At 73.9% G+C, this 19,281-nt stretch carries 16 protein-coding genes; 8 read left to right on the plus strand and 8 right to left on the minus strand.

Annotated elements, in window-relative coordinates; genetic code table 11:
- Nucleotides 1–97 precede the first annotated feature (97 nt).
- From bufA2 to WME89_RS46860, 4 genes are read left to right on the plus strand one after another with little or no spacing between them, the layout of a single operon-like run.
- Nucleotides 98–358, plus strand: coding sequence for a BufA2 family periplasmic bufferin-type metallophore (bufA2, locus tag WME89_RS46845; protein ID WP_438006042.1), 261 nt, complete (start codon nucleotides 98–100; stop codon nucleotides 356–358).
- Between the two features lies 1 nt (nucleotide 359).
- Complete coding sequence (locus tag WME89_RS46850; RefSeq protein ID WP_438006043.1) at nucleotides 360–1,244, plus strand: DUF692 domain-containing protein; 885 nt, start codon at nucleotides 360–362, stop codon at nucleotides 1,242–1,244.
- Nucleotides 1,241–1,990 carry an HvfC/BufC family peptide modification chaperone gene (locus WME89_RS46855; RefSeq protein ID WP_438006044.1) on the plus strand — a complete coding sequence of 250 codons (750 nt, stop codon included), beginning with the start codon at nucleotides 1,241–1,243 and terminating at the stop codon, nucleotides 1,988–1,990. The genes WME89_RS46850 and WME89_RS46855 overlap by 4 nt, the downstream gene beginning before the upstream one ends.
- A complete protein-coding gene (locus tag WME89_RS46860) occupies nucleotides 1,987–2,748 on the plus strand; it encodes a hypothetical protein (RefSeq protein WP_438006045.1) in 762 nt (253 codons plus the stop codon). The genes WME89_RS46855 and WME89_RS46860 overlap by 4 nt, the downstream gene beginning before the upstream one ends.
- Nucleotides 2,749–2,907: 159 nt before the next feature.
- Here the strand turns inward: WME89_RS46860 and WME89_RS46865 are convergent, their stop codons facing one another.
- The 5 genes from WME89_RS46865 to WME89_RS46885 form a co-directional block, all read right to left on the minus strand.
- Nucleotides 2,908–3,570 carry a hypothetical protein gene (locus WME89_RS46865; protein ID WP_438006046.1) on the minus strand — a complete coding sequence of 221 codons (663 nt, stop codon included), beginning with the start codon at nucleotides 3,568–3,570 and terminating at the stop codon, nucleotides 2,908–2,910.
- Between the two features lie 49 nt (nucleotides 3,571–3,619).
- Nucleotides 3,620–4,444 (minus strand): hypothetical protein, encoded by an 825-nt coding sequence (locus WME89_RS46870; protein WP_438006047.1) that lies wholly within the window; start codon nucleotides 4,442–4,444, stop codon nucleotides 3,620–3,622.
- The gene (locus WME89_RS46875; RefSeq protein ID WP_438006048.1) at nucleotides 4,441–5,418 is read right to left on the minus strand and encodes a pseudouridine synthase; all 978 of its coding nucleotides are present in this window, start codon (nucleotides 5,416–5,418) and stop codon (nucleotides 4,441–4,443) included. The genes WME89_RS46870 and WME89_RS46875 overlap by 4 nt, the downstream gene beginning before the upstream one ends.
- Entirely contained in the window at nucleotides 5,415–8,333 is a 2,919-nt protein-coding gene (locus WME89_RS46880) for a PEP/pyruvate-binding domain-containing protein (RefSeq protein ID WP_438006049.1), read from the minus strand. Before WME89_RS46880 ends, WME89_RS46875 begins: the two co-directional genes overlap by 4 nt.
- Nucleotides 8,334–8,400: 67 nt before the next feature.
- Nucleotides 8,401–9,342, minus strand: coding sequence for an alpha/beta hydrolase (locus WME89_RS46885; RefSeq protein WP_438006050.1), 942 nt, complete (start codon nucleotides 9,340–9,342; stop codon nucleotides 8,401–8,403).
- A 386-nt stretch (nucleotides 9,343–9,728) separates the two neighbouring features.
- On the opposite strand from WME89_RS46885, the gene WME89_RS46890 reads away from it, so the two are divergent.
- Nucleotides 9,729–11,330 carry an amino acid permease gene (locus WME89_RS46890; protein ID WP_438006051.1) on the plus strand — a complete coding sequence of 534 codons (1,602 nt, stop codon included), beginning with the start codon at nucleotides 9,729–9,731 and terminating at the stop codon, nucleotides 11,328–11,330.
- A 57-nt stretch (nucleotides 11,331–11,387) separates the two neighbouring features.
- Here WME89_RS46890 and WME89_RS46895 read toward each other — a convergent pair whose 3' ends face one another.
- Nucleotides 11,388–12,977: an AgmX/PglI C-terminal domain-containing protein gene (locus WME89_RS46895; protein ID WP_438006052.1), complete on the minus strand. Its 1,590-nt coding sequence runs from the start codon at nucleotides 12,975–12,977 to the stop codon at nucleotides 11,388–11,390.
- 555 nt (nucleotides 12,978–13,532) lie between these two features.
- Between WME89_RS46895 and WME89_RS46900 the strand changes: the two genes are divergently transcribed.
- From WME89_RS46900 to WME89_RS46910, 3 genes are all read left to right on the plus strand, one after another.
- Nucleotides 13,533–15,593: a TonB family protein gene (locus tag WME89_RS46900; RefSeq protein ID WP_438006053.1), complete on the plus strand. Its 2,061-nt coding sequence runs from the start codon at nucleotides 13,533–13,535 to the stop codon at nucleotides 15,591–15,593.
- Nucleotides 15,594–15,729: 136 nt separating this feature from the next.
- Nucleotides 15,730–16,260, plus strand: a complete 531-nt coding sequence (locus WME89_RS46905) for a TlpA family protein disulfide reductase (RefSeq protein WP_438006054.1) — start codon at nucleotides 15,730–15,732, stop codon at nucleotides 16,258–16,260.
- 97 nt (nucleotides 16,261–16,357) lie between these two features.
- Nucleotides 16,358–16,993: an AMIN-like domain-containing (lipo)protein gene (locus WME89_RS46910; protein WP_438006055.1), complete on the plus strand. Its 636-nt coding sequence runs from the start codon at nucleotides 16,358–16,360 to the stop codon at nucleotides 16,991–16,993.
- A 66-nt stretch (nucleotides 16,994–17,059) separates the two neighbouring features.
- Here the strand turns inward: WME89_RS46910 and WME89_RS46915 are convergent, their stop codons facing one another.
- Both WME89_RS46915 and mutM read right to left on the minus strand, forming a co-directional pair.
- Entirely contained in the window at nucleotides 17,060–18,280 is a 1,221-nt protein-coding gene (locus WME89_RS46915) for a LysM peptidoglycan-binding domain-containing protein (RefSeq protein ID WP_438006056.1), read from the minus strand.
- Nucleotides 18,281–18,392: 112 nt separating this feature from the next.
- On the minus strand, nucleotides 18,393–19,241 hold the full coding sequence (gene mutM / locus WME89_RS46920) for a bifunctional DNA-formamidopyrimidine glycosylase/DNA-(apurinic or apyrimidinic site) lyase (RefSeq protein WP_438006057.1): 849 nt from the start codon (nucleotides 19,239–19,241) through the stop codon (nucleotides 18,393–18,395).
- Nucleotides 19,242–19,281: the final 40 nt, after the last annotated feature.

Raw genomic sequence — 19,281 nt, forward strand, 5'->3', positions numbered from 1 at the left:
CGATACCGACCTGCGGAGGCGTCGTACCTGGGGTGCATCTCACCACGAGATGCGCTCCGAGAAACCGTGCAACCTTAACCAAACCTGGAGAGAAACCATGAACATTCCGATGCGAGGAGCGGCGATCGCGGCAGGGGTCGTTGCGCTCTTGGGAACGGCGGCCTGCGGTGAGGGCACCGGCGAAGCCGAGCAGGCGCTCGTGAAGTGCGAGGGCATCAACGAGTGCAAGGGCCAGAGCGATTGCAAGGGCGCGGCCAGCGACTGCGCCGGCCTCAACGAGTGCAAGGGGCAAGGGTTCCTCGAGGTGACCGAGGAGGAATGCGCAGAGAAGGGAGGCTCCGCCATCGAGGAATCGTGAGGTGTCTCTTCACCACCTCGATCCCTCCGATTCGCGCGAGCCGCCCCGGACCGACGCGATCGGCCACGTCGATCCTGGCCGCCGGACGGGGTTCGGCTTCGGCCTTCGGACGAAGCACTTCGGAGACGCCCTGGCCGGAGGCCTCGCGGTCGATTGCGTGGAGATCATCGCGGAGAACTTCGTGGGCCGAGGCGGCCGGCCGCGAGCCGCGCTCGATCGAGTGAGGCGCGACGCGTCGGTCCTCGTGCACGCCGTCGGGATGGACGTGGCCGGGTTCGATCCGATCGACATGGGTCACGTGCTCGGGATCAGGGATCTGGCGGATGAAATCGAGGCCGATCTCGTCTCCGATCATCTCTGTTTCTCTCGCCTCGGCGGCCGGCACGGCCACGATCTGTGGCCGGTGCCGCGCACGGTCGAGACGCTCGAGCGTGTCGCGGCACGTATCTGCCGGATCCAAGACGCTCTGGGGCGACGCATCGCGCTGGAGAACGTCGCGGCCTACGTCGACTTCGCGTCCAACGAGATGGCGGAGCTCGACGTGTGGCTCGAGCTCTTCTCGCGGACCGATTGCCTCATGCTTCTCGACCTCAACAATGCGTACGTCTCCTCAGTGAACCTCGGCGGACACCCGGAGGATCTGATCGAAGGGCTGCCGGAGAAGCGCGTCGTGCAGATCCACTTGGCTGGTCATGGCGAGCTCGGCGCGGGCTTGCTCGATGACCACGGCTCGCCCGTCGCCAATGAGGTCTGGCGCCTCTACGAGCGCGCGGTCCGCCGCTTCGGGCCGGTCACGACCATCGTCGAGCGGGACGCCGAAGTTCCTCCCCTCGACGTCCTCCTCGCCGAGGTCGCGCAGGCCCGATCGATCGCGAGGGCATCGTGAGCGCAGCTCCGGACGACGTCACCGTGTTCGCTCGGGCGGTGCTCTCGGGCACGATCGGCGCCGCCGAAATCGCGGGCTTTCGAAGCGCCGGGGCCATCAGCCCGCGCGACGGGGTGGAGAACTACCGGCGGATGTTCGTGACGCGTCAGATCGCCGCCCTCGAGGAGCTCTTCCCCGTCGCCCGCAGCCATCTCGGCGCGGCGGGCTTCGCCCGGCACGCGTCGTCTTACGTGCGGGAACACCGCTCGACGAGCGCCGCGCTCGAGCAGGTCGGCGCGGACTTTCCGTCGTTCCTCTTGTCCGCCGGCGAGCCCGTCGCGTCGGAGCTCGCCGCGGTCGAGTGGGCCTGTTTGTGGGTGTTCCTGGCCGCCGACGGCGCGCACAAAGCGGAGCCGAGGAAGATCCCGCTGCCCGATTCCGTGCTCGTCCTCGGTCAGGCCTTCGACGTGGTCTCGCTCGGCAGCGCGGCCCGCGCAGCGTGGTCCAAAGGCGAAGGACCACACATCGCATGCAATCAAGCGCGCGACATCGTCGATCTCCTCGTCTGGCGCGCTGGCTTGCAATGCCGCCTCCGCGCCCTGCCCGAGGAGGAAGCCGAAGCGCTGCGTCGAGCGCGCGAAGGTGCGGCGTTCTCGCTCGTCTGCGAGGCCTTCGCGGCAACCCCGGACCCCGTCGCCGCGGCCTTTCGATGCGTACAAACCTGGCTCGACAGCGGCATTCTTCACGGCTTCGCGGGGCCCGCGTGAAGGCGCTCTGGTCGCTGGCGCTCTGTCTCTTGGGATGCGGCGAGGTCGCCTCGAGCCCCGGCTCTGCGTCCCATCGGCCGGGCGATCCCTGCCTCTCCTGCCATTCCATGGGTGGCTCTGCCGAGCCGACGCTGTCCGTGGCGGGCACCGTCATCCAGACCTCGGTCTCCGCACGCTCGGAGGGCGTCAGCGGCGTTACCGTTGCGATTGTCGACGCGAGCGGTAGATCGCTCGAGCTCGTCACCGACGACTCGGGGAATTTCTACACCGATGAGCCGGCTTCTGCCCCATTGCGTGCCTCGATCCGCTCGCAGGCCGCGACCAACCACATGCCCGTCGACGCGCCTTCCGCGAACTGCAACACCTGTCACAGGAGCCCCGGTGCGAATGCGCGAGCGCTCGGCTGGATCCGGCCCGAGCGAGAGACCGGCCCCGACATGCGTCCGGGAGCGGATTGTCTCTCCTGTCACGCCCCGCCCGTGGTGGGTGACTTCGATCCTGCCCCGCACTTTGGCGCCGCAGGCACGATCGCCGGCGGCGCGGGCGCCGTCGTCATCATTCAGGACTCGCTGGGTAAGCGCGTCGAGCTCTCCCCAACCACCAGCGGCAACTTCTGGACTACCGAGGCGCTCGTCCCCCCGCTCGAGGCGACGATCTCGCGCGGAGGCGCCATGCTGGTCAAGGCGGCGGCGGTCGACTCCGGAAGCTGCAACGGGTGCCACGACGGCGCTACCGTCGAAGCGCTCGCGGGGCCCTGAGCGGCCGGCGGTTTCTGGTGTCGAGGCGACCTCCATCATCAGGCGCTCGCGCGCAGAGCTCGCCTCGGCTTGGGTGCCAAGGAGAAAGATCGAGACCTGTGCGCGGCCGCGCAACGCCGCCGACAACCGCCGGGCGCCGCGCGCGCAGCCGAGGGCGCGCTACCGGTTCAGCTTGTCCTTCTTGGCGTTGTCCTCGGCCTCTTTCTGGCGCTCGGCCTCGCGCTGGACGATGCGCTCCTTCACGGCGGCGTAGTCCTTCTCGTCCTTCACCCGGCGATCGACCTGCTTCTGACGCTCCGTCACGGTCGCCGGGTAACCGCCCGCCTTGGGATTGCTGGTCAGGAACGTGCCGTAGGTTCCCCACGCCTCCCGCACCGCCTGCCAGTTCTTCTGGCGCTCGCGCAGATCCGCGAGGCAGAAGAGCACCTTGGCCTGAAGCGCGTCCGTGCCCTTCTTGCCGAGCGCCGTCGTCCAGGCCGCCTCGGCCTCCGCCATGTTGCCCGACTCGAGCATCGCCTCGCCGAGACGATAGAAGCCGAGCATCCTCGCCGCATCGAGCTTGATCGCGTCCTGGAACGCCGCGATCGCGCCGGGAATGTCGCGCGCCACGAACGACGCCTGCCCCTTCAGGATCTGCTCCATGTACGGGCTGATGCCGGTCTGCCCCTGGGGATCCTTGCGCGCGGACGCGTCAGCGGCCGGCGCAGCCGCGCCCGCCGGCGCCGCCGCGGTCGCAGGCTGCTGCTGAGCAGAGGCCGGCGCCGCCCAGACAGCGGCGGCAACGAAGAACGAGGCGAACGCAGCGAACGAGCGGTCCTGCATGCGGGGCAGACTACCGCAGCCGCGGCGCGGACGGGAACTATCGGGTGAGCTACTTCCGCCGCGGCCTGAACGGATCCGGCGGCACCCCGGCGTCCGGCGGCCGCCCGGCATCCACCGGCGGCCACCCGCCATCCGGCACCCCGGCGTCCATCGGCGGCCACCCCGCGTCCGGCTGGCCCGCGTCCACCGGCGGCCACCCGCCATCCGGCCGCCCGGCATCCATCGGCGGCCACCCCGCGTCCGGCGGCCCCGCATCCACAGGGAGCCTGCCCGCGTCCGCAGAGCCGCCCCCGTCCACCGGCAGCCTGCCCGCGTCCGCCGGAACACCCCCGTCCAGCGCCGCCGGGCTCTGCGCGTCCAGCGACACAAGCCGGCCGTCCGGCTCCGGGGGCCAGAGGAAACGCTCCTCCACGCCCGTCTTCCGGTCGACCAGCTTGGCCCAGCTCGCGCGCGGGTTGTCCGCCATCTGCACCCGCAACCGCGACGTCACGCCCTCGTCGAACGTCGGCCGGCGATACAGGATGTTCGACGACCGCTCCGGCGCGTCACCCGTCAGCGGCACGTCGAAGCGGACGCGATCGAGCAGCTCCCTGCCGACGTAGAGCTCGATCGCGAAACGGCCCATCACGCGCGCCGTCGCCGCGGCCCTGTCGAGCTTCACCGGTCGCGCGCGCGCGACCGAGCCCCGCCCCTTCGCGTACTGCACCTCGAAGACCCACTGCTTCTCGCTGGGCTGCACCGCAGGGTCCGGCGCATACCCGGCGCGGGAGGGCGGATCCCCAGGCTCGGCCACCGCGACGACGCCGGCAGCGGCGAGCGCGAGGCCAGCGAGGGTCGCAAGGGCAACGCGGACGAGAGGACGAGGCGAGGTCATCGGATACCGGCTGGAGCCCCCGGCAGCAGGGCCGCCTCGGGCGTCGTCAGCACCTCTTCCCACGCGGAGCCGCCGCCGTCGAGCGCTGCCCAGAGATCCCGGAGCTCGTCCGGGACCGGCGCCAGCGCCGTCCGCTCCTCGCCGCCCTCATCCGGCACCGCGACGCGCAAGGCGTGCAGCGCGATGCGCGGCAGCGGAAGCACGCGGCCCCGCGCCGTGGTCACGGAGCGCGCGCCGCCATGGTCGCGATCGCCAAGGAGCGGCGCGCCGGCGTGCGCGGCGTGCACCCGGAGCTGGTGCATGCGGCCCGTCACCGGATCCAGACGGAGCAGCGTGGCGACCGCCGCCCCGCCGCCAGCCGAGGCGATCGCCCGGTAGCGCGTCGCCGCTTCCTTCGCCCCGGCGCCGCCGACCGCAGGCAAGCTGCGACCGCCCCGCGCCCGCGCCGCGCCGATGGGCGCGTCCCACGTGCCCGCCCCCTCGACGCGCCCGCCAGCAACGCCGACGTACACCCGCGCGACGCGCCCCGCCTCGCGCATCGCCGCGAGGTGCCGCTGGCCCCGCGGGCCCGTCGCGCAGAGCACCGCGCCGCTCACGCCGACGTCGAGCCGCGAGGCCGCGTGCGGCGGGGCGGGCAGGCCGAGCAGCTCCGCGACCTCCGTGACCAGCGACCGCGTGCCGCGGCGCTCCGGCGTGGTCGGCAACGCCGCCGGCTTCGACGCGACCAGGATCTCCCCCCAGCGCGCCAGCACCTCGACCGGCGGCGCGCCCGGCGCGTCGCGCCGCGCCGGCCACACGGCGAGCTCGTCGCCAGGGACCACCGCGTCGTCAGGCCGCGCGCGGCGCGCGTTCAGGAAGGCCCGCCCCTCCGCCGCCGCGCCCGCGAGGCCGCGCGACGCCCCGCCCATGCGCTCGAGGACGTCCGCCACCGTGGGGCCGTCCGACGGCCCCACGCGCCACCGCGCCGCGGTCATCCGGGCGGCGCGGCGAGCGGCGCCGCGCCGTCGCCCACCGCGCCGTCGTCCAGCGACGGCGGCGCGGCGCGCTCGTCCAGGCGCTCGACCACGCCGCGATCGCCGTCGATCCGCAGCCGGTCGCCCGTCTTGATCGCCAGCGTCACGCCGGGGACGTTCACCACCGCAGGGATGCCGTACTCCCGCGCGACGATCGAGGCGTGCGACATGGGGCCGCCGAGCTCGGTCACGACCGCGGCGGCCACCAGGAACAGCGGCGAGAGGCCGATGTCCGTCGTGCGCGCGATGAGCACCTCGCCCGGCTCCACCGCGTCGAGCGCTGACGCGCCCGGGTCGAGCACGCGGGCCCGGCCCTCCACCACGCCAGGGCTCGCCGGCAGCCCGAGCAGGCGAACCCCCGCCGCCGGCGGGAGCACGACCGGCGGCGGCCGGCCGATGAACGCGGGCGGCGGATCGGGGCGCGCGGCGTCGCGCAGGTGCTCGGCGCGGCGCAGCCGCACGACGTGGCCCACGTCGGCGCGGCCGCTGGAGAGCGCCGTCACGAGCTCCTCGTACGTGCAGAAAAAGACGCTCCCGGGCAAGAGCGAGGGCTCGATGCGCCGGAGGCGCCGGTCGATGTCGAGCGCGACCTTCCGCAGCATGCCGAGCACGCGCGTCACCCACGTGCGCATGCGCTCGCGCAGGCGCACGTAGCGCTGCGCGCGGCCGACCAGCGCGCGCAGGAGCGCGAGCTCCACCCGCGGCAGGCGCGTCTCGAGCATCGCCATCTCGCGGTCGGCGAGCGCGCGCGCCCGCGCCAGCGCGCGCTCCGGGTCGCCAGGCGCCCCGCGCAGCGACGCGACGAGCATCGCGATGACCGGCGACGGATCCTCCCGCCAGCGCGGCGTCGCGAGCTCCGCCTCGCGCACCGCGCGATCGCCGTACGCGTCGAGGAACCGCGTGAGCGCGTCGCGCGCCGGCCCCTCGGGCAGGTCGCGCGGCCACCGCACCTCGCCGGCGAGGAGCCGCTCGCGCGCGACCCGATCCAGCATGATGAGCTCGGCCACCCGGGCGAGCTCGATGCCCGGCCCCGCGCTGTCGAGCTCGCGCACGCCGCCCGCGAGCACCTGCGCCAGGTGCTCGATGTTCGTCTCCGGGCGCCCGGCAGGGTCGTCGAGGGGCTCCTCCCCGGTCGCCGAGCGCGCGGACGCGCGGCGGCGCGTGACCCGCTCCAGCGCCTTGCAGAGCGCGAGGTGGCTCGCGAGCGACGCCGACGCGCAGTGCAGCATCAGCGTGCCGGTCCGCTCGAGCAGCAGGAAGACGCTCCGCAGCGTCGTGCCGATCGCGTCGTCCGGCAGGAGCGTCATGTCGAGCTCCGAGAGGGCGCGCTGCGCCCAGACCGCCTCGCCCTCGTAGGCCGCGACCTCGCGCTCGAGCCGCGCCTGCCGGAGCAGGAGCCGCGGCCCCGTGAGCGGCAGCCGCGCGTAGAAGCGGCGCCTCGAGACGCCCGCGCTCTGCTGGGCGAGCCGCGCGATGAGCTGCTCGCTCGCCCCGCCGCTCATACCGAGCAGCGCCCGCGGCGAGAGCCCCGGGACCTGCGCCGCGATCTGCATGAAGGCGGTGAGGTTCAGGTAGAAGCGCCCGTACACGTTGGTCACGAGGCGCGCGCCGCGCGGCACGCGGCAGCCGAGCGCGGCGAACGCCTCGCGGAAGCCCCGGTCCGAGAACGCCCGGGCCACCGACCAGGTGAGCGGCGTCGCCGCCCCGGGGAGCGCCTCGCCCACGTTGGCGCGCGACCAGATCGTGTCGGCGTCCCCCCCCTCGGGGAAGCCGCCGCCGCTCACCGGCCGCACCTGGAGCAGCCAGACGCGCTGCTCGGCCGGTGCCGGCGATCCGGCCGCCGCGGGTGCCCCGTCCGTCGCGGCGCTCTCCGGCGGCTCCGGCGGGTGGAGGGGGTCGCCGCCCTCGACCGCGAACTCCACGTCGAACGGGCCCTTGCCGCCCTGCTCGAGCCGCGCGGCGAGCTCGGCGAGCTGCCGCAGCGCGCCCTCGTCGAGCGCCGGGCGCTCGACGCGCGCCTCGGGCACCGCGACCTCCTCGAGCCCCGCCGCGCCCACGACGAGCGCGCGCCGCTTCTGCGCCACCGCCGACGCGACGACCCTGCCGCCGTCGCGCGCGATCCGGATGGTGTCGGCCGCCACGGCGCCGTCGACGACCGGCGCGCCGAGCCCGAGCGTCGCGTTCACGAGCCGCTCGCCGGCGTGCCAGCGCTCGCCCTCGAGCCCCGGCGGGGGCGCGGTGAAGAGCACGCCCGCGGCCTCGGCGCGCACCATGACCTGCAGCACGACCCCCATCGCGACGTCGCGGACGCCGGCGTGCGCGAGGTAGGAGAGCGCGCGCGGCAGGAAGGCGCTGGCCCAGACCTGCCGGATCGCCGCGTCCATCCCGGCCTCGCCGCGCACGCCGAGCACCGAGGTGGCGAGCCCCGCCATCGACGTCTCGTCGCTGTCCTCGCACGTGGCGCTCGACCGCACCGCGAGGCCCCAGGGGGCCTCGGGCTCGACGGCCTGCCAGAGCGCCCGCAGCGCGCCCGAGAGCGTCTCTGGCAGCGGCTCGCTCAGGATGCGGTCGCGCGCCCGCGCGGCCCGGTCGACGCCCGCCTTCGTGCCCGCGAGCCGGATCAGCGTCGCGATGTCGTGCCCGGGCGGGAGCTGCCGGTCGATGAGCTCGGTGAAGCACCGCGCGTCGAGGACCCAGCCGCGCGGCACCGGGAAGCCGTCGCGGAGCAGGCGCCCGAGCGACGCCGCCTTGCCGCCGACGCGCTTCGCGCTCGTGTGGCGGCGCTGACCGGCGCTCTCGAGCGGCTTCAGCCACTCGCGCACGGAGGGCGGGTCGGTCGCGCTGTCGGCGCGGGCGATGCGTGTCGGGTCGGCCACGTCGTTGCCGAGGAAGTAACACGGTTCGGCGGCCTGGTCAGGGGCTTGTGACCCGGGGCCGCCCCCATCACGGCGGGTTCAACCCGCGCTGGACGCGTTCGTGCCAGAGCACCATTTCCACGCCGCCAGGGCCGCGGTTCCAGGCATAGTCGTGCGGTCCGGGCACAATGAGCAGCTCGTGGGCGACGCCGTCCTGGCGCAGCCGATCGCTGATCGCCTGGATGGCGGGGAGGAAGGGGTCGGCCTCGCTCGACACGAGCCGCAGCGCGACCGCGTGGCGCTCCATGGCCCGGCGCGCGAGGGTCGAGAACATCTCCGCCTCGCTCGCCCGCACCGCGGGCTGCAAGGCGCCGATCGCGCCGAAGACGTCGGGGTTCGACAGGCCGACGAGCAGCGCGAGGCGGCCGCCGAGGCTCACGCCGTCGATGCCGGTCGCCTCCCGAGCGGCCTGGCAGCCGCCCTCGGCGCGCGCCCGCGGCAGGAGCCGCTCGACGACGAACCGCCCGAAGCTGGCGGCCCCCTCGACGGAGCGGTCGCGGAGATCCGGCGTGAACGGCGTGGCGATGCACAGGCCGGCGTAAGGGTGGTCCCGGAGCGAGGCGTTGAGCTGCGCGAGCCGCTCGCGCGTCACCATCCCCCCGAGGTCCTCCGGCGCGAGCGGCGGCGCGAGGAGCCGCTTCAGGGTCGCGTCGAGGGCGTAGTCGTCACGCCACCCGCGCGCGCCGACCTCGACGCCTCGCACCGCCTCCCCGCGCCCGTGCAGCGCGACGAGCAGCGGCGGCGCCCCCGCGGCGGCCGGCGCGAGGAGCAGCGCGCGCTGGGGGTCTTCGCCCCCGGAGGCCGGCTCGAACGCGAGCTCCTTCCAGCCCGGGGGGGCTGCCTCGGCTGCCGCCGGCGCCGGCTCCGGCGGCGACGGCGAGCCGCGGCGCCGGCACGACGTCGAGGCGAGCGCGGCCAGGCCGACCAGCGCGCGCCGGCGCGAGAGCGGGGGGAGCTTCGTGGCGGCCATCGGCGGCGAGGGTAGCAGCGGGGGGAGGCGGCGCCGGCGCCCGGCGCGCCTCCTCGTATCGGGATCGCGACAGGCAGGTTTCGCTGGCCGTCGCTCTCGCCGCCGTGCGTCCAGAGCAGCGGCGGTTGGAGGAGAAAACGGCCAAGAACGCCAGGAGAGAAGAGAGAGATGAGCCACTTTCTTCTCTCTCCTGGCGCCCTTGCCGTCTTGGCGGCTCAGGCCATCCGTCTTGTCGCCCTAGGCAGTACCGCGTGCCCCCCTGTAGGCTCTCGCTGCGCGGGCGAGATCCCCGAGGGGGGCGCTCATCGGCGAGAAGCGCCGATCGTGACGGGCCCGGCGGGCTCCGTCACTCCCGAGCTCCAGACCCGTGATGAAAGGGACCGCTCATGAGCCGTGAGACGAAGGGGGACGTCGGGCCGCGCGCTGGCGACGGGCCGCGCAGCGTGGAGGGCGTGATCGCCGATGACGTGAAGACGCTCCACAGCATGGGCTATGCGCAGGAGCTCCTGCGTCGGATGGGGGGCTTCTCCAACTTCGCGATCTCGTTCTCGATCATCTGCATCATCGCGGGCGGCATCACCTCGTTCCAGATGGGCTTGTGCAGCGTCGGCGGGGCCGGCGTCGGCATCGGCTGGCCGGTCTGCAGCGCGCTCTCGCTCTGCATCGCGCTCACCATGGGCCAGGTCGCGTCCGCGTTCCCGACCGCGGGGGGCCTGTACCACTGGGCCTCGATCCTCGGCGGCCGGGGCTTCGGCTGGGCCACCGCGTGGTTCAACCTGATCGGCCTCGTCACCGTCCTCGCGGCCATCAACGTCGGCGCCTACCTGTTCATCATGAGCTCGCTCGGCCCGCTGTTCGGCGTCGATATCGCCAAGATGGATCCGAGTCAGGCCCTCCTGACGCAGATCGTCGGGGTCACGCTCATCACGGGGACACAGGCGCTCTTCAACCACCTCGGGATCCGCGTCACCACGTTGCTCACCGACTTCAGCGGATACCTCATCCTCGTCGTCGCCGTGCTCCTCACGATCGCGATGCTCTTCTACGCGCCCCAGATCGACCTCGGGCGGCTCGTCACGTTCACGAACTACAGCGGCCCGAAGGGGGGCGACGTGTGGCCGGAGACGGGCAGCATGACGATGCTGTTTCTCCTGAGCTTCCTCCTGCCCGCGTACACGATCACCGGATACGACGCGTCGGCGCACACGTCGGAGGAGACGATCGGCGCGGCGGAGACCGTCCCGCGGGGCATCGTCCGGGCGGTGCTCGTCTCTGGCGTCTTCGGGTGGCTCATGCTGAGCGCGATCGTGCTCGCGATCCCGAACATGGACGAGGCGGCGTCGAAGGGCGGCGGCGTCTTCTTCTGGATCATGGAGAGCGTCGTCCCGGAGCAGGTCCGGATCGCGCTCTACGCCGGCATCTCGATCGCCCAGTACCTCTGCGGGCTGGCGACGGTGACGTCCGCCTCGCGCATGACCTTCGCCTTTGCCCGCGACGGCGGGCTGCCGTTCTCGGAGCAGCTGCGCAAGGTGAGCCCGAGGTTCCGCACGCCGGCGACCGCGATCTGGGTCGTCAGCGCGCTGACCATCGGCTTCACCGTGTACACGCCTGTCTACTCGACGATCACGGCCGTCTGCGTGATCTTCCTCTACATCTCCTACGTCATGCCCACGATCATGGGCGTGCGCGCCTACGGCCGCACCTGGGTGACGATGGGGCCGTGGGACCTCGGGCCCCTGTACCGGCCGCTCGCGATCATCAGCGTCCTCGCCTGCCTGATGCTGATCGTGGTGAGCGTCCAGCCGCCGAACGACAAGGCCCTTGCCATCATGCTCATCGTCTTCGCGGTGACGGCGGTCGTCTGGTTTGCGCTGGAGCGCCGCCGCTTCCAGGGCCCGCCGCAAGGGGTGATGATCCAGCAGCGAGCGCGGGAGATCGCGGAGGCGGAGCGGGCCGTCGGCCAGGTCGCGGCGGGCGGCGATCGATAGAGGGCCTTCCGGCCCGGCGGGCGGGGCGCGGCGCCGCCCGCCGGGCGAGGAGGTGAGTCAGCCGCCGGAAGGGCTGAAGAGGAGGGGATAGGTCACGGTCACGATGCCGGCGTCCGGGGGCGGGAACGACAGCCCGTAGAACGAGCGCACGACACACGAGACAACGCCGGCGTCCGGCAGATCGGAGCCGCCGTTCTGAACGCTGGATACGGCGCCGTCGCGGCCGATCGAGAAGCCGACCGACACGCGCCCCGTGAGGTTCGGGTTGTTGCGCAGCCCGTTCTCGTAGCAGAGGCGGAATCGGCCGAAGTTCTGCCGCACGATGCGCTGGATGACCTCGGGCGGGATCCGGCCCGACACCGACGGCGTCCCCGTCCGCATGCGCGGCGCGCTCGGCTTGTGGCCAGCGCCGCTGGCGAAGCGCGACGCGCCGTGGCCAGGGCCGAAGCCCTGCCCGTCGCCGAGGCCGTTGCCGTTGCCGATGGTGCCGAGGGGCCCCATCCCGACGCCGAAGTGGCGCCCATCGCCGCCCTCGCCGACGCCGGTCAGCCCGAGCCCGCCCACGCCGCCCGACTCGTCGATCGTCGCGCCCCACATGTTGCCGATCACGCTCCTCTCGCCGCTCCCGAGCGTGTCGACGCCGCCCCAGGGCGCCGAGAGCGCGTTCGGATCGCCGCCGGCGCCCGCCTGGAGCACGCCGATCATGCCGAACCGCGCCGCGTCGTCGAGCGCCTGCGCCCGCGAGATCCGCACGTCGAGGTTGTCCTTCGGCCCCTCGATCTCGAAGCGCCCGCCCGTCTTCCGGCTCGTCGCGCTCCCGGCCTTGCCCGACTCGCCGATGGCGGCCGCGCCCGTGCCGCCTTCTGCCTCGCTCGGGCGCGCCTCCGCGCCGTCGCTCGCCTCGGGCAGCTCGCGCTCGGCGGTCGCCGCGAGCGCCTGCGCCATGAGGTACGCTTGCTCCGCGCTCACGCCGCCGTCGTCGGCCATCGCCAGCGGGGGCATGAACGCGGCCATGGCCGCGAGCAGGCCCACGTGGAGCAGCGTCGAGAGCGCGGTGAACGGCAGGTTGCGGCGGTCGAAGCTCACCTTGCCCGCCACGCGGCGGCCTGCCCGGCCCACGGCGACCTCGAACCCGAAATCGCCGAGATCGAGCTTCGCCCGCCCGCCGAGCGGCAGCGCGATCCGCCGCGCCCCATCGAGCGCCCCGCAGGGCACGGCGCGGCCCGACGCGATCGCCTGCGCGACCGTCATCTTGCAGCTCCCGAGCTCGACCATGCCCGTCGTGCCCGGCGGGATCACGGCGCTCACCTCGCCGCCCTCCCCGACGAGCACGATCGGCACCCTCGCGGCGCCGAGCCGCTCCGCCGGTACGAAGAAGTCGCACCCGCCCTCCGCGCCGCCCTGCTCTCCCACATGGAAGTCGCGCGGCGGGGTCAGGTGGGCCACGTGGAGCAGGCTGTTTCCCCACCGGATGAGCACCTCGACGGCCAGCGTCTCGGTCTCGCACTCGTCCGCGGGCACCTCGGGCGCGCTCTTGACCAGCGCGTAGGTATACGACCCCTCCGGCGCGTCCGCGGGCACCTCGGCATCGCAGGCCGGCGAATGGCCGAAGGGCAGGTTGCCAAGAAACGGATTCGACGATGCCATGCTCGGAGCCACCTTGAACGTGTCCATCGGAGACCAGCCCTTTCCCTGCTCGCTCGCGCGCAGCGTGAACCGCGCGGCGAGCGGTCTGAATGGAGCGAGCCCGCGAGAGCCCGCCGCTCGCGGCGCTCCCCGGCACGCGCGCGGCGAGCCTCACCGCGCTCTGCGTGCGCCGCGGAGCACCGCGTTCACGCCTGGGATCGACAGCGCCCCCCGCCCCAGGTTCCGGACCCGCGACACGATTTTCAGCAGCAAGATCGCGGTCCAGGCGTTGAATAAATTCCTGGCCGCCTGCCCGCGCGTACGTCCCGGGACGCACGCGCGGGCAGGCGTGGAGTCGCCACGAAACAGAATCGCAATCTCCCTGTGCTCTCCGGTTCACGGCGCCGCGCCTGCCGGAGCGGCGACCAGGGAAACCCACCGCCAGCGCAGCGCTGGATCGACCTCGCCGCGCCGGCGGACGGCCTGTAACCGCACGAACGATCGTGAGCCGCGCAATCGGAACGACACGGGCGTTGGGGTAGCGGTGCGCCCGCGCCCGTGCGTATGATGATCGACATGGGTGCGGCCAGGAGCAGCGGTCAAGACCCGCTCATCGGCGCCACGATCGCCGGTCGATATCGGATCATCTCGCTCATCGCGCGCGGCGGCATGGGCAAGGTCTACAGGGCAGAGCAGTTCGCGCTGGGTCGGATCTGCGCCCTCAAGCTCCTCGTCCCCGATGAGCGCCGCGAGCAAGATCCGGAGTTCTTCCGCCGCTTTTCACGCGAGGCAGCGACCGCGGCGAGGCTCACCCACCCGAACTCGGTCACCGTCTTTGATTACGGCAGGGACGATCCTCGCGGCATCTATTTCATCGCCATGGAGTACATCGCCGGACGCACGCTCCACCGCGTGCTCCACGATGAGGGCCCGCTCCCCGAGGCGCGCGCCAGCCGGATCGCGCGGCAGATCTGCCGCGCGCTCGCCGAGGCCCACGGGCTCGGCCTCGTGCACCGGGACCTCAAGCCGAGCAATGTGCTCCTCGTCGACCAGGGGGACGAGAAGGACTTCGTCAAGGTGCTCGACTTCGGCCTGGTCAAGGACGTCTCGGGTGAGCAGCTGGACGACCTGACGCAGAAGGGCCTGTTCATCGGCTCTCCCAGGTACACCGCGCCGGAGCAGGCGATGGGCAACGAGCTCTCGCCGCGCGCAGACATCTACTCGCTCGGCGTCCTGCTCTACGAGATGCTCTGCGGCAAGGTGCCGTTCGACAAGAAGGTGCCCACGGCGACGCTCATGGCCCATGTCAGCGAGCCGCCGCCGCCGCTCGCGCGCGTCTCCGGCGGCGCGCCGGGAGCGCTCGTGTCGCCCGCGATGGAGGCCATCGTGATGCGGTGTCTCGAGAAGAGCCCGGACAGGCGCTTCCAGTCGATGAAGGAGTGCCTCCTCGCGCTGAAGGGCGCGGCGGGCGAGCCGGTCGACGTCGCGCGTGCGTCGACGCCCGACCGGGTCTCCACGCCCGACCGGACCTCCATCCCCGAGCGCCTGCCCGTGTCGCAGCCCGGCAGCGCGCTGCCGCCCGCGCCGTCGGCCTCGGGGCCGCGCATCTCGGCGCTCGCGGCGTCGCCGAACGAGCCGAGCGCGTCGCCTCGCATGACGCAGCTCGACTCGCTCTCTCCCCCCCAGGCTCCCCCGACGTTCAGCGGCCCTGTCGCGCCCCCTCGCCACCGGCCGCTCTCGCTCTATCTCGTGGCGGTCGTCGCGGCGCTCGTCGGCGGGGGCCTCGTGCTGGCGCTCGGCGGGCGCGCGCCGCAGGCCGCGAGCGCGCCCGCGGTCGTCCAGTCCGTCTTCGTGCCGATCGCCGTCCCCGCCGAGGGCGCGGCGGAGCGGGAGCCCGGCGCGGCGGCCGAGTTCAGGATCGTGCGGATCGAGAGCGCCCCGCCCGGCGCCCGCGTGTCCGACCGCGGGACGGAGGTCTGCCTGGCGACGCCGTGCCGGCTCGTTCTGCAGGGCGCCGGGAGCAGGGCCGAGTACCGGCTCCAGCTGACCAGGCCCGGCTACAGGCCGGCCGAGCTGGTCGTGCGCCCCGGGGCGGAGACGGCCTCGGCCGAGCTCGAGGCGCTCGCCGCCGCGGCGCCGGTGCCCCCGCCACCGAGCTCGCAGGTCGCGGCGAGCGCGCTCCCGGAGCGAGCGCCCGCGGAGGAGCCGCGGCCCGCGGGGCCCGGCGCAGCCGAGCCGGCCGCAGCCGAGCCCGAGGGTGCCGAGCCGAGCGCGGCCTCCTTGGCGGCTGCCCCGGCGGCCGTGCCCGCCGCGCCGCCGACCGCGCCGGCGCCAGCGGCGCCCCCCCCGGAGGTCCTGCGCTTCCAGGAGGGGATGACGCGCCCCGTGCCGATCGCGGCGCCCGCGGTGGTCTACACGCGCGAGGCGCGGCAAGCCCGGGTCGAGGGGACGGTCCTCGCGCGGTGCGTTGTGACGACGGCGGGCGCCCTCACCGGCTGCCGGATCGTCAAGGGGGTCCCCCACATGAACGAGGCGGTCCTCTCGGCGCTCGCGGCGAGCCGCTACCGGCCGGTCACCTACCAGGGTCGGCCCGTCAACGTCGATTACGTGTTCTCGATCAAGCTCGTGCTGCCCTGACGTCGCCCAAACGTCCCCAAACGTTGGTCGCACGACGCGCGCCGGCGCCGGCCCAGGGTGAGGCCGCGGCGCGAGAGGCGCTGGCGGCGAGGCCATCCGTGAGCAAGAGAGTGGCCGAGAGGAGGGAGACGACGACGTGAGCGGTCATGGCCGGAAGTGGGCGGCGCGAGCCGGGCTGGTCCTCTGTTGCGCGGCGCTCCTCGGCTGCTCGCGAGAAGAGGCGCCCCAGCGGGCCGCAGGGAGCGGCTCCGCGCGGCCGGCGGCGCTGCGGGCCGACGTCGAGCCGGCGCCGGCGAGCGGCGAGATCCCCGCGCTGGTGCAGGAGGCGCGGGATCGCGCGCGGCGGGAGGGGCGCGAGCTCGTCGTCTACGTGGGCGCATCGTGGTGCGAGCCGTGCACGAGGTTCCACGACGCCGTGAAGGCGGGCCAGCTCGACGCGGCCTTCCCGGCGCTGCGCCTGCTCGAGTTCGACCTCGACCGGGATCGCGACCGGCTCGCCGAGGCCGGGTACGCATCGGAGATGATCCCGCTCTTCGTCGTGCCCGGCGAGGACGGCCGGGGGACACCCCTCCGTGTCGAGGGGTCGGTGAAGGGCGAGCGCGCGGTGGCCGAGATCGTGCCCCGGCTCGAGGCGATCCTGGCCCGGGCGCGGGCGGCGGCGCGCTGATCGCCGAACGAGCTCGCCGCCGGCGCTGGCGGCCAGAAGCGCGGGCGACGTCGCGTCGCGGTGGACGCGCGACGCCCGTGGCGCCATGAGGAACCCCATGAGGACAGCGAACCTGCTGCTCGCGGTCGCGACCATGTCGCTCGCCGCGGGCTGCCGCGGCGGGGGCAGCAGCGAGCCTGCTCAGCCCGTCCCGCACGTCACGCCGATCGACACCCGCGCCTCCGCCGATCCGGCCGTGGACGACGAGCCGCCCACGCCGCGGCCCCCGAAGGAGGCTGATCCCACGAGCACGGACACGTTCGAGGGCACCGCGGGCGCCACCGACAAGCCGCGCGCCGGCGAGAAGGTGGCGGTCCTGCGCGACGTGCGCGCGGCCCGCCACGAGCACTATGACCGCATCGTGTTCGAGTTCGAGGGGGACGCGGTGCCGGGCTACCACGTCGACTACATCGACAAGCCGGTGCGGCAGTGCGGGTCCGGCGAGACGACGGAGATCGCCGGCGACGGCTGGCTCGCCGTGCGCATGACCCCCGCCGCGGCGCACACGGACGCGGGGAAGCCCACGATCCCGTTCCGCGATCGCAAGCTCGCGCTCGGCGTGGCCCTGGAGATCGAGCGCACGTGCGACTTCGAGGCCGAGGTGACCTGGGTGCTCGGGGTCTCCTCGCCGAACCGGTACCGCGTCCTCGAGCTGACCAAGCCGGCGCGGCTCGTCGTCGACGTGAAGCACTGACGCCGCGCGCGGGCCCGGCGCGCCGCGGGCCTGCCCGGGGCGCACCGGTGGCGACGCGACCGCCGCTCAGCCGCCCAGCGCGGGCCCGGCCTCGTCGTGGCGCACCGGCGGCGACGCGTCCGCCGCCCTGGGCGGCGGCACCCGCCGCGGCGGCACGACGACGTGCTTCGGCGGGGCGGCGGGGCCGCTCGACGGCCGCGGGATGTTGTAGACGCGCTTCGCCTGGATCGCCGTGGATCGCAGCCCGTTGGCCCGCTTGATCGCCTCGACGGTGGTGCCGTACTGCCGGGCCAGCGAGCCCAGGGTCTGCCCCTTCTTCGCCGTGTGGCGCACGTAGTTCGCCGTCGGCTTGATCGCCCCGCGCTTCACGAGCAGCGGATACGCGCGCACGGCCGACTCCTGCGCGATCGGGCTGTAAAACCTGATGTGGATGTGGTTCGCGTGCCCCCGCGCGTGGCGGATGAGCGGGCGCGGCTTCCTCGACCCGAACTGGAAGACCTCGTCGAGCCAGTCCTTGTCCTCGCCGATCTTGAGCGCGTGCTCCTTGAGCAGCCGCTGCACGCTGCTGTCGATGAGGATGAGCTCCACGTCGGTCTCGGTGATCAGCGCCCGGACGAAGGCCCAGGTGCGCTCGCGGTCGAGGTTGGCCGCCGTGGCCCGCTGGTACCAGCGGTGCCGCGCGTCGAGGAAATAGCTGATGTCGACGTCGCGCCCGGCCTGGTGGCTCTTGTGTGGGGAGAGGCGGCCGCCGTCCCGGGCGCTGATGTGCCCGATGTAGAGCTTCGGGCTCCCCGGGAACTGCCGGTGCACCTCGGCGATCGCGCGATCGAGCGCGTCGACCGTCTCGCGCGTCCCCCAGGCGTGGCCCGGGTCGACGAGCTCCCACCGGTCGGTCTCGGGCATCCGGATCCCGTTGAACAGCGCGCCCGCGTTGGTGGCGCCCACGGACATCGGCCCCAGCGCCGCCGGGTCCTTCGCCAGCAGCTCCTCGATCTGGGCCTCGCTCATCGCCGCGAGCGGCGAGCGCGCCGGCGTGCCGGCGCCCGGCTCCACCGGCAGCTCCAGGCCGTCGTCGACCTCCCCGCCGTCGTCGTGCTCCTCGACGTCGTGGTCGGCCGCGAGCGCGGTCTCCTCCGCCGCTGCCCCGGGCGGAGCCGATGGCGTGCCCGCCCCGTGCTCCGTCGAGACCGCGGCGGCCGCGCGCAGCAGGCTGTCCTTGGAGCGCGCCGCCACGGGCGCCCTCCCGGCGCAGCCCGCGATGCAGAGGGCGCAGAGGACGGAAACCAAGGTGCTGCGGCCCATCGCGGCGGCACTATACCGGCACGAAGAAGACACGCCAACCGTGGCCCGGCGGTCGCACCGCGCCCTTCACGCGACGCGTGTTCAGCGCCCGGGCGGCTTACGGCGGCTTGCGCGACCGCGCGCGGCGGCGCTCCGGCTGGCACCGCGGGCAGAAGACGCTGGAGCGCCCGCCGATCGCGCGCGTCTCCAGCGACGCGCCGCAGCGAGGGCACGGCGCGCCGGCGCGCGCGTAGGCCTGGAACGGGTTCGGCGCGGCGCCCGACTCGGACAGGTACGCGATCTCCCCCGCGCCGATCGCCGCGATCGTGTGCGCGATCGAGGCCTCGATGCCCGCGGCGATCGAGGCCATCTCCTCGCGCGAGAGGGAGCGGCCCGGCCGCGCCGGGTGCACGCCGGCCCGGAAGAGCGCCTCGGTCACCTGGATGTTGCCGAGCCCGGCGATCACCGCCTGGTCCATGAGGATCACCTTCACGGGGCGCGCGCTCGCCCCCGCGCGCGCGAGCAAGGCGTCCACGTCGATCCCGTCGCGCAGCGGATCGGGGCCGAGCGCGGCGATCTCGGGGATCTCGCGCGGCGAGACCCCGCGCAGGACCGCGAGCCGGCCGAGGAGCCGCGGGTCGTTGTAGTGGAGCACGCTCCCCGAGGCGAGCCGCAGCCGCGCGCGGCTGTGCCCCGGCGCGGGCTCTGCCGGCGAGCGGCGCACCCACTTGCCCGACATCCCCAGATGGCTGAGCAGCACCACGCCCGCGTCGAGCTCGAGCACGAGGTACTTGCCGAAGCGCGTGAGGCGCTCGAGCGCGCGGCCCGGCAGCTCGCGCGCGAAAGCGTCGTGGCTCGATCCGCGGAACACGCGGGTCGGGTCGCCCTCGGCGGACGCGATCCGGTCGCCCGCGAGGAAGCGGCGCAGCGAGGCGGCGGCGTGCTCGACTTCCGGGAGCTCCGGCACCCGCGAGGACTATCACGCGCCGCGGCGCACGAGGGCGTTG

The organism is Sorangium sp. So ce321 (genome assembly GCF_051530195.1).
Taxonomy (GTDB): Bacteria; Myxococcota_A; Polyangia; order Polyangiales; family Polyangiaceae; genus Sorangium.

What these genes read in the sequence shown, in the direction of transcription:
- WME89_RS46865 (WP_438006046.1), bottom strand. Translation starts at nt 3,570, where the DNA reads ATGCAGGACCGCTCGTTCGCTGCGTTCGCCTCGTTCTTCGTTGCCGCC.
- WME89_RS46890 (WP_438006051.1), top strand. Translation starts at nt 9,729, where the DNA reads ATGAGCCGTGAGACGAAGGGGGACGTCGGGCCGCGCGCTGGCGACGGG.
- WME89_RS46875 (WP_438006048.1), bottom strand. Translation starts at nt 5,418, where the DNA reads ATGACCGCGGCGCGGTGGCGCGTGGGGCCGTCGGACGGCCCCACGGTG.
- WME89_RS46885 (WP_438006050.1), bottom strand. Translation starts at nt 9,342, where the DNA reads ATGGCCGCCACGAAGCTCCCCCCGCTCTCGCGCCGGCGCGCGCTGGTC.
- WME89_RS46895 (WP_438006052.1), bottom strand. Translation starts at nt 12,977, where the DNA reads ATGGCATCGTCGAATCCGTTTCTTGGCAACCTGCCCTTCGGCCATTCG.
- WME89_RS46870 (WP_438006047.1), bottom strand. Translation starts at nt 4,444, where the DNA reads ATGACCTCGCCTCGTCCTCTCGTCCGCGTTGCCCTTGCGACCCTCGCT.
- WME89_RS46900 (WP_438006053.1), top strand. Translation starts at nt 13,533, where the DNA reads ATGGGTGCGGCCAGGAGCAGCGGTCAAGACCCGCTCATCGGCGCCACG.
- WME89_RS46910 (WP_438006055.1), top strand. Translation starts at nt 16,358, where the DNA reads ATGAGGACAGCGAACCTGCTGCTCGCGGTCGCGACCATGTCGCTCGCC.
- bufA2 (WP_438006042.1), top strand. Translation starts at nt 98, where the DNA reads ATGAACATTCCGATGCGAGGAGCGGCGATCGCGGCAGGGGTCGTTGCG.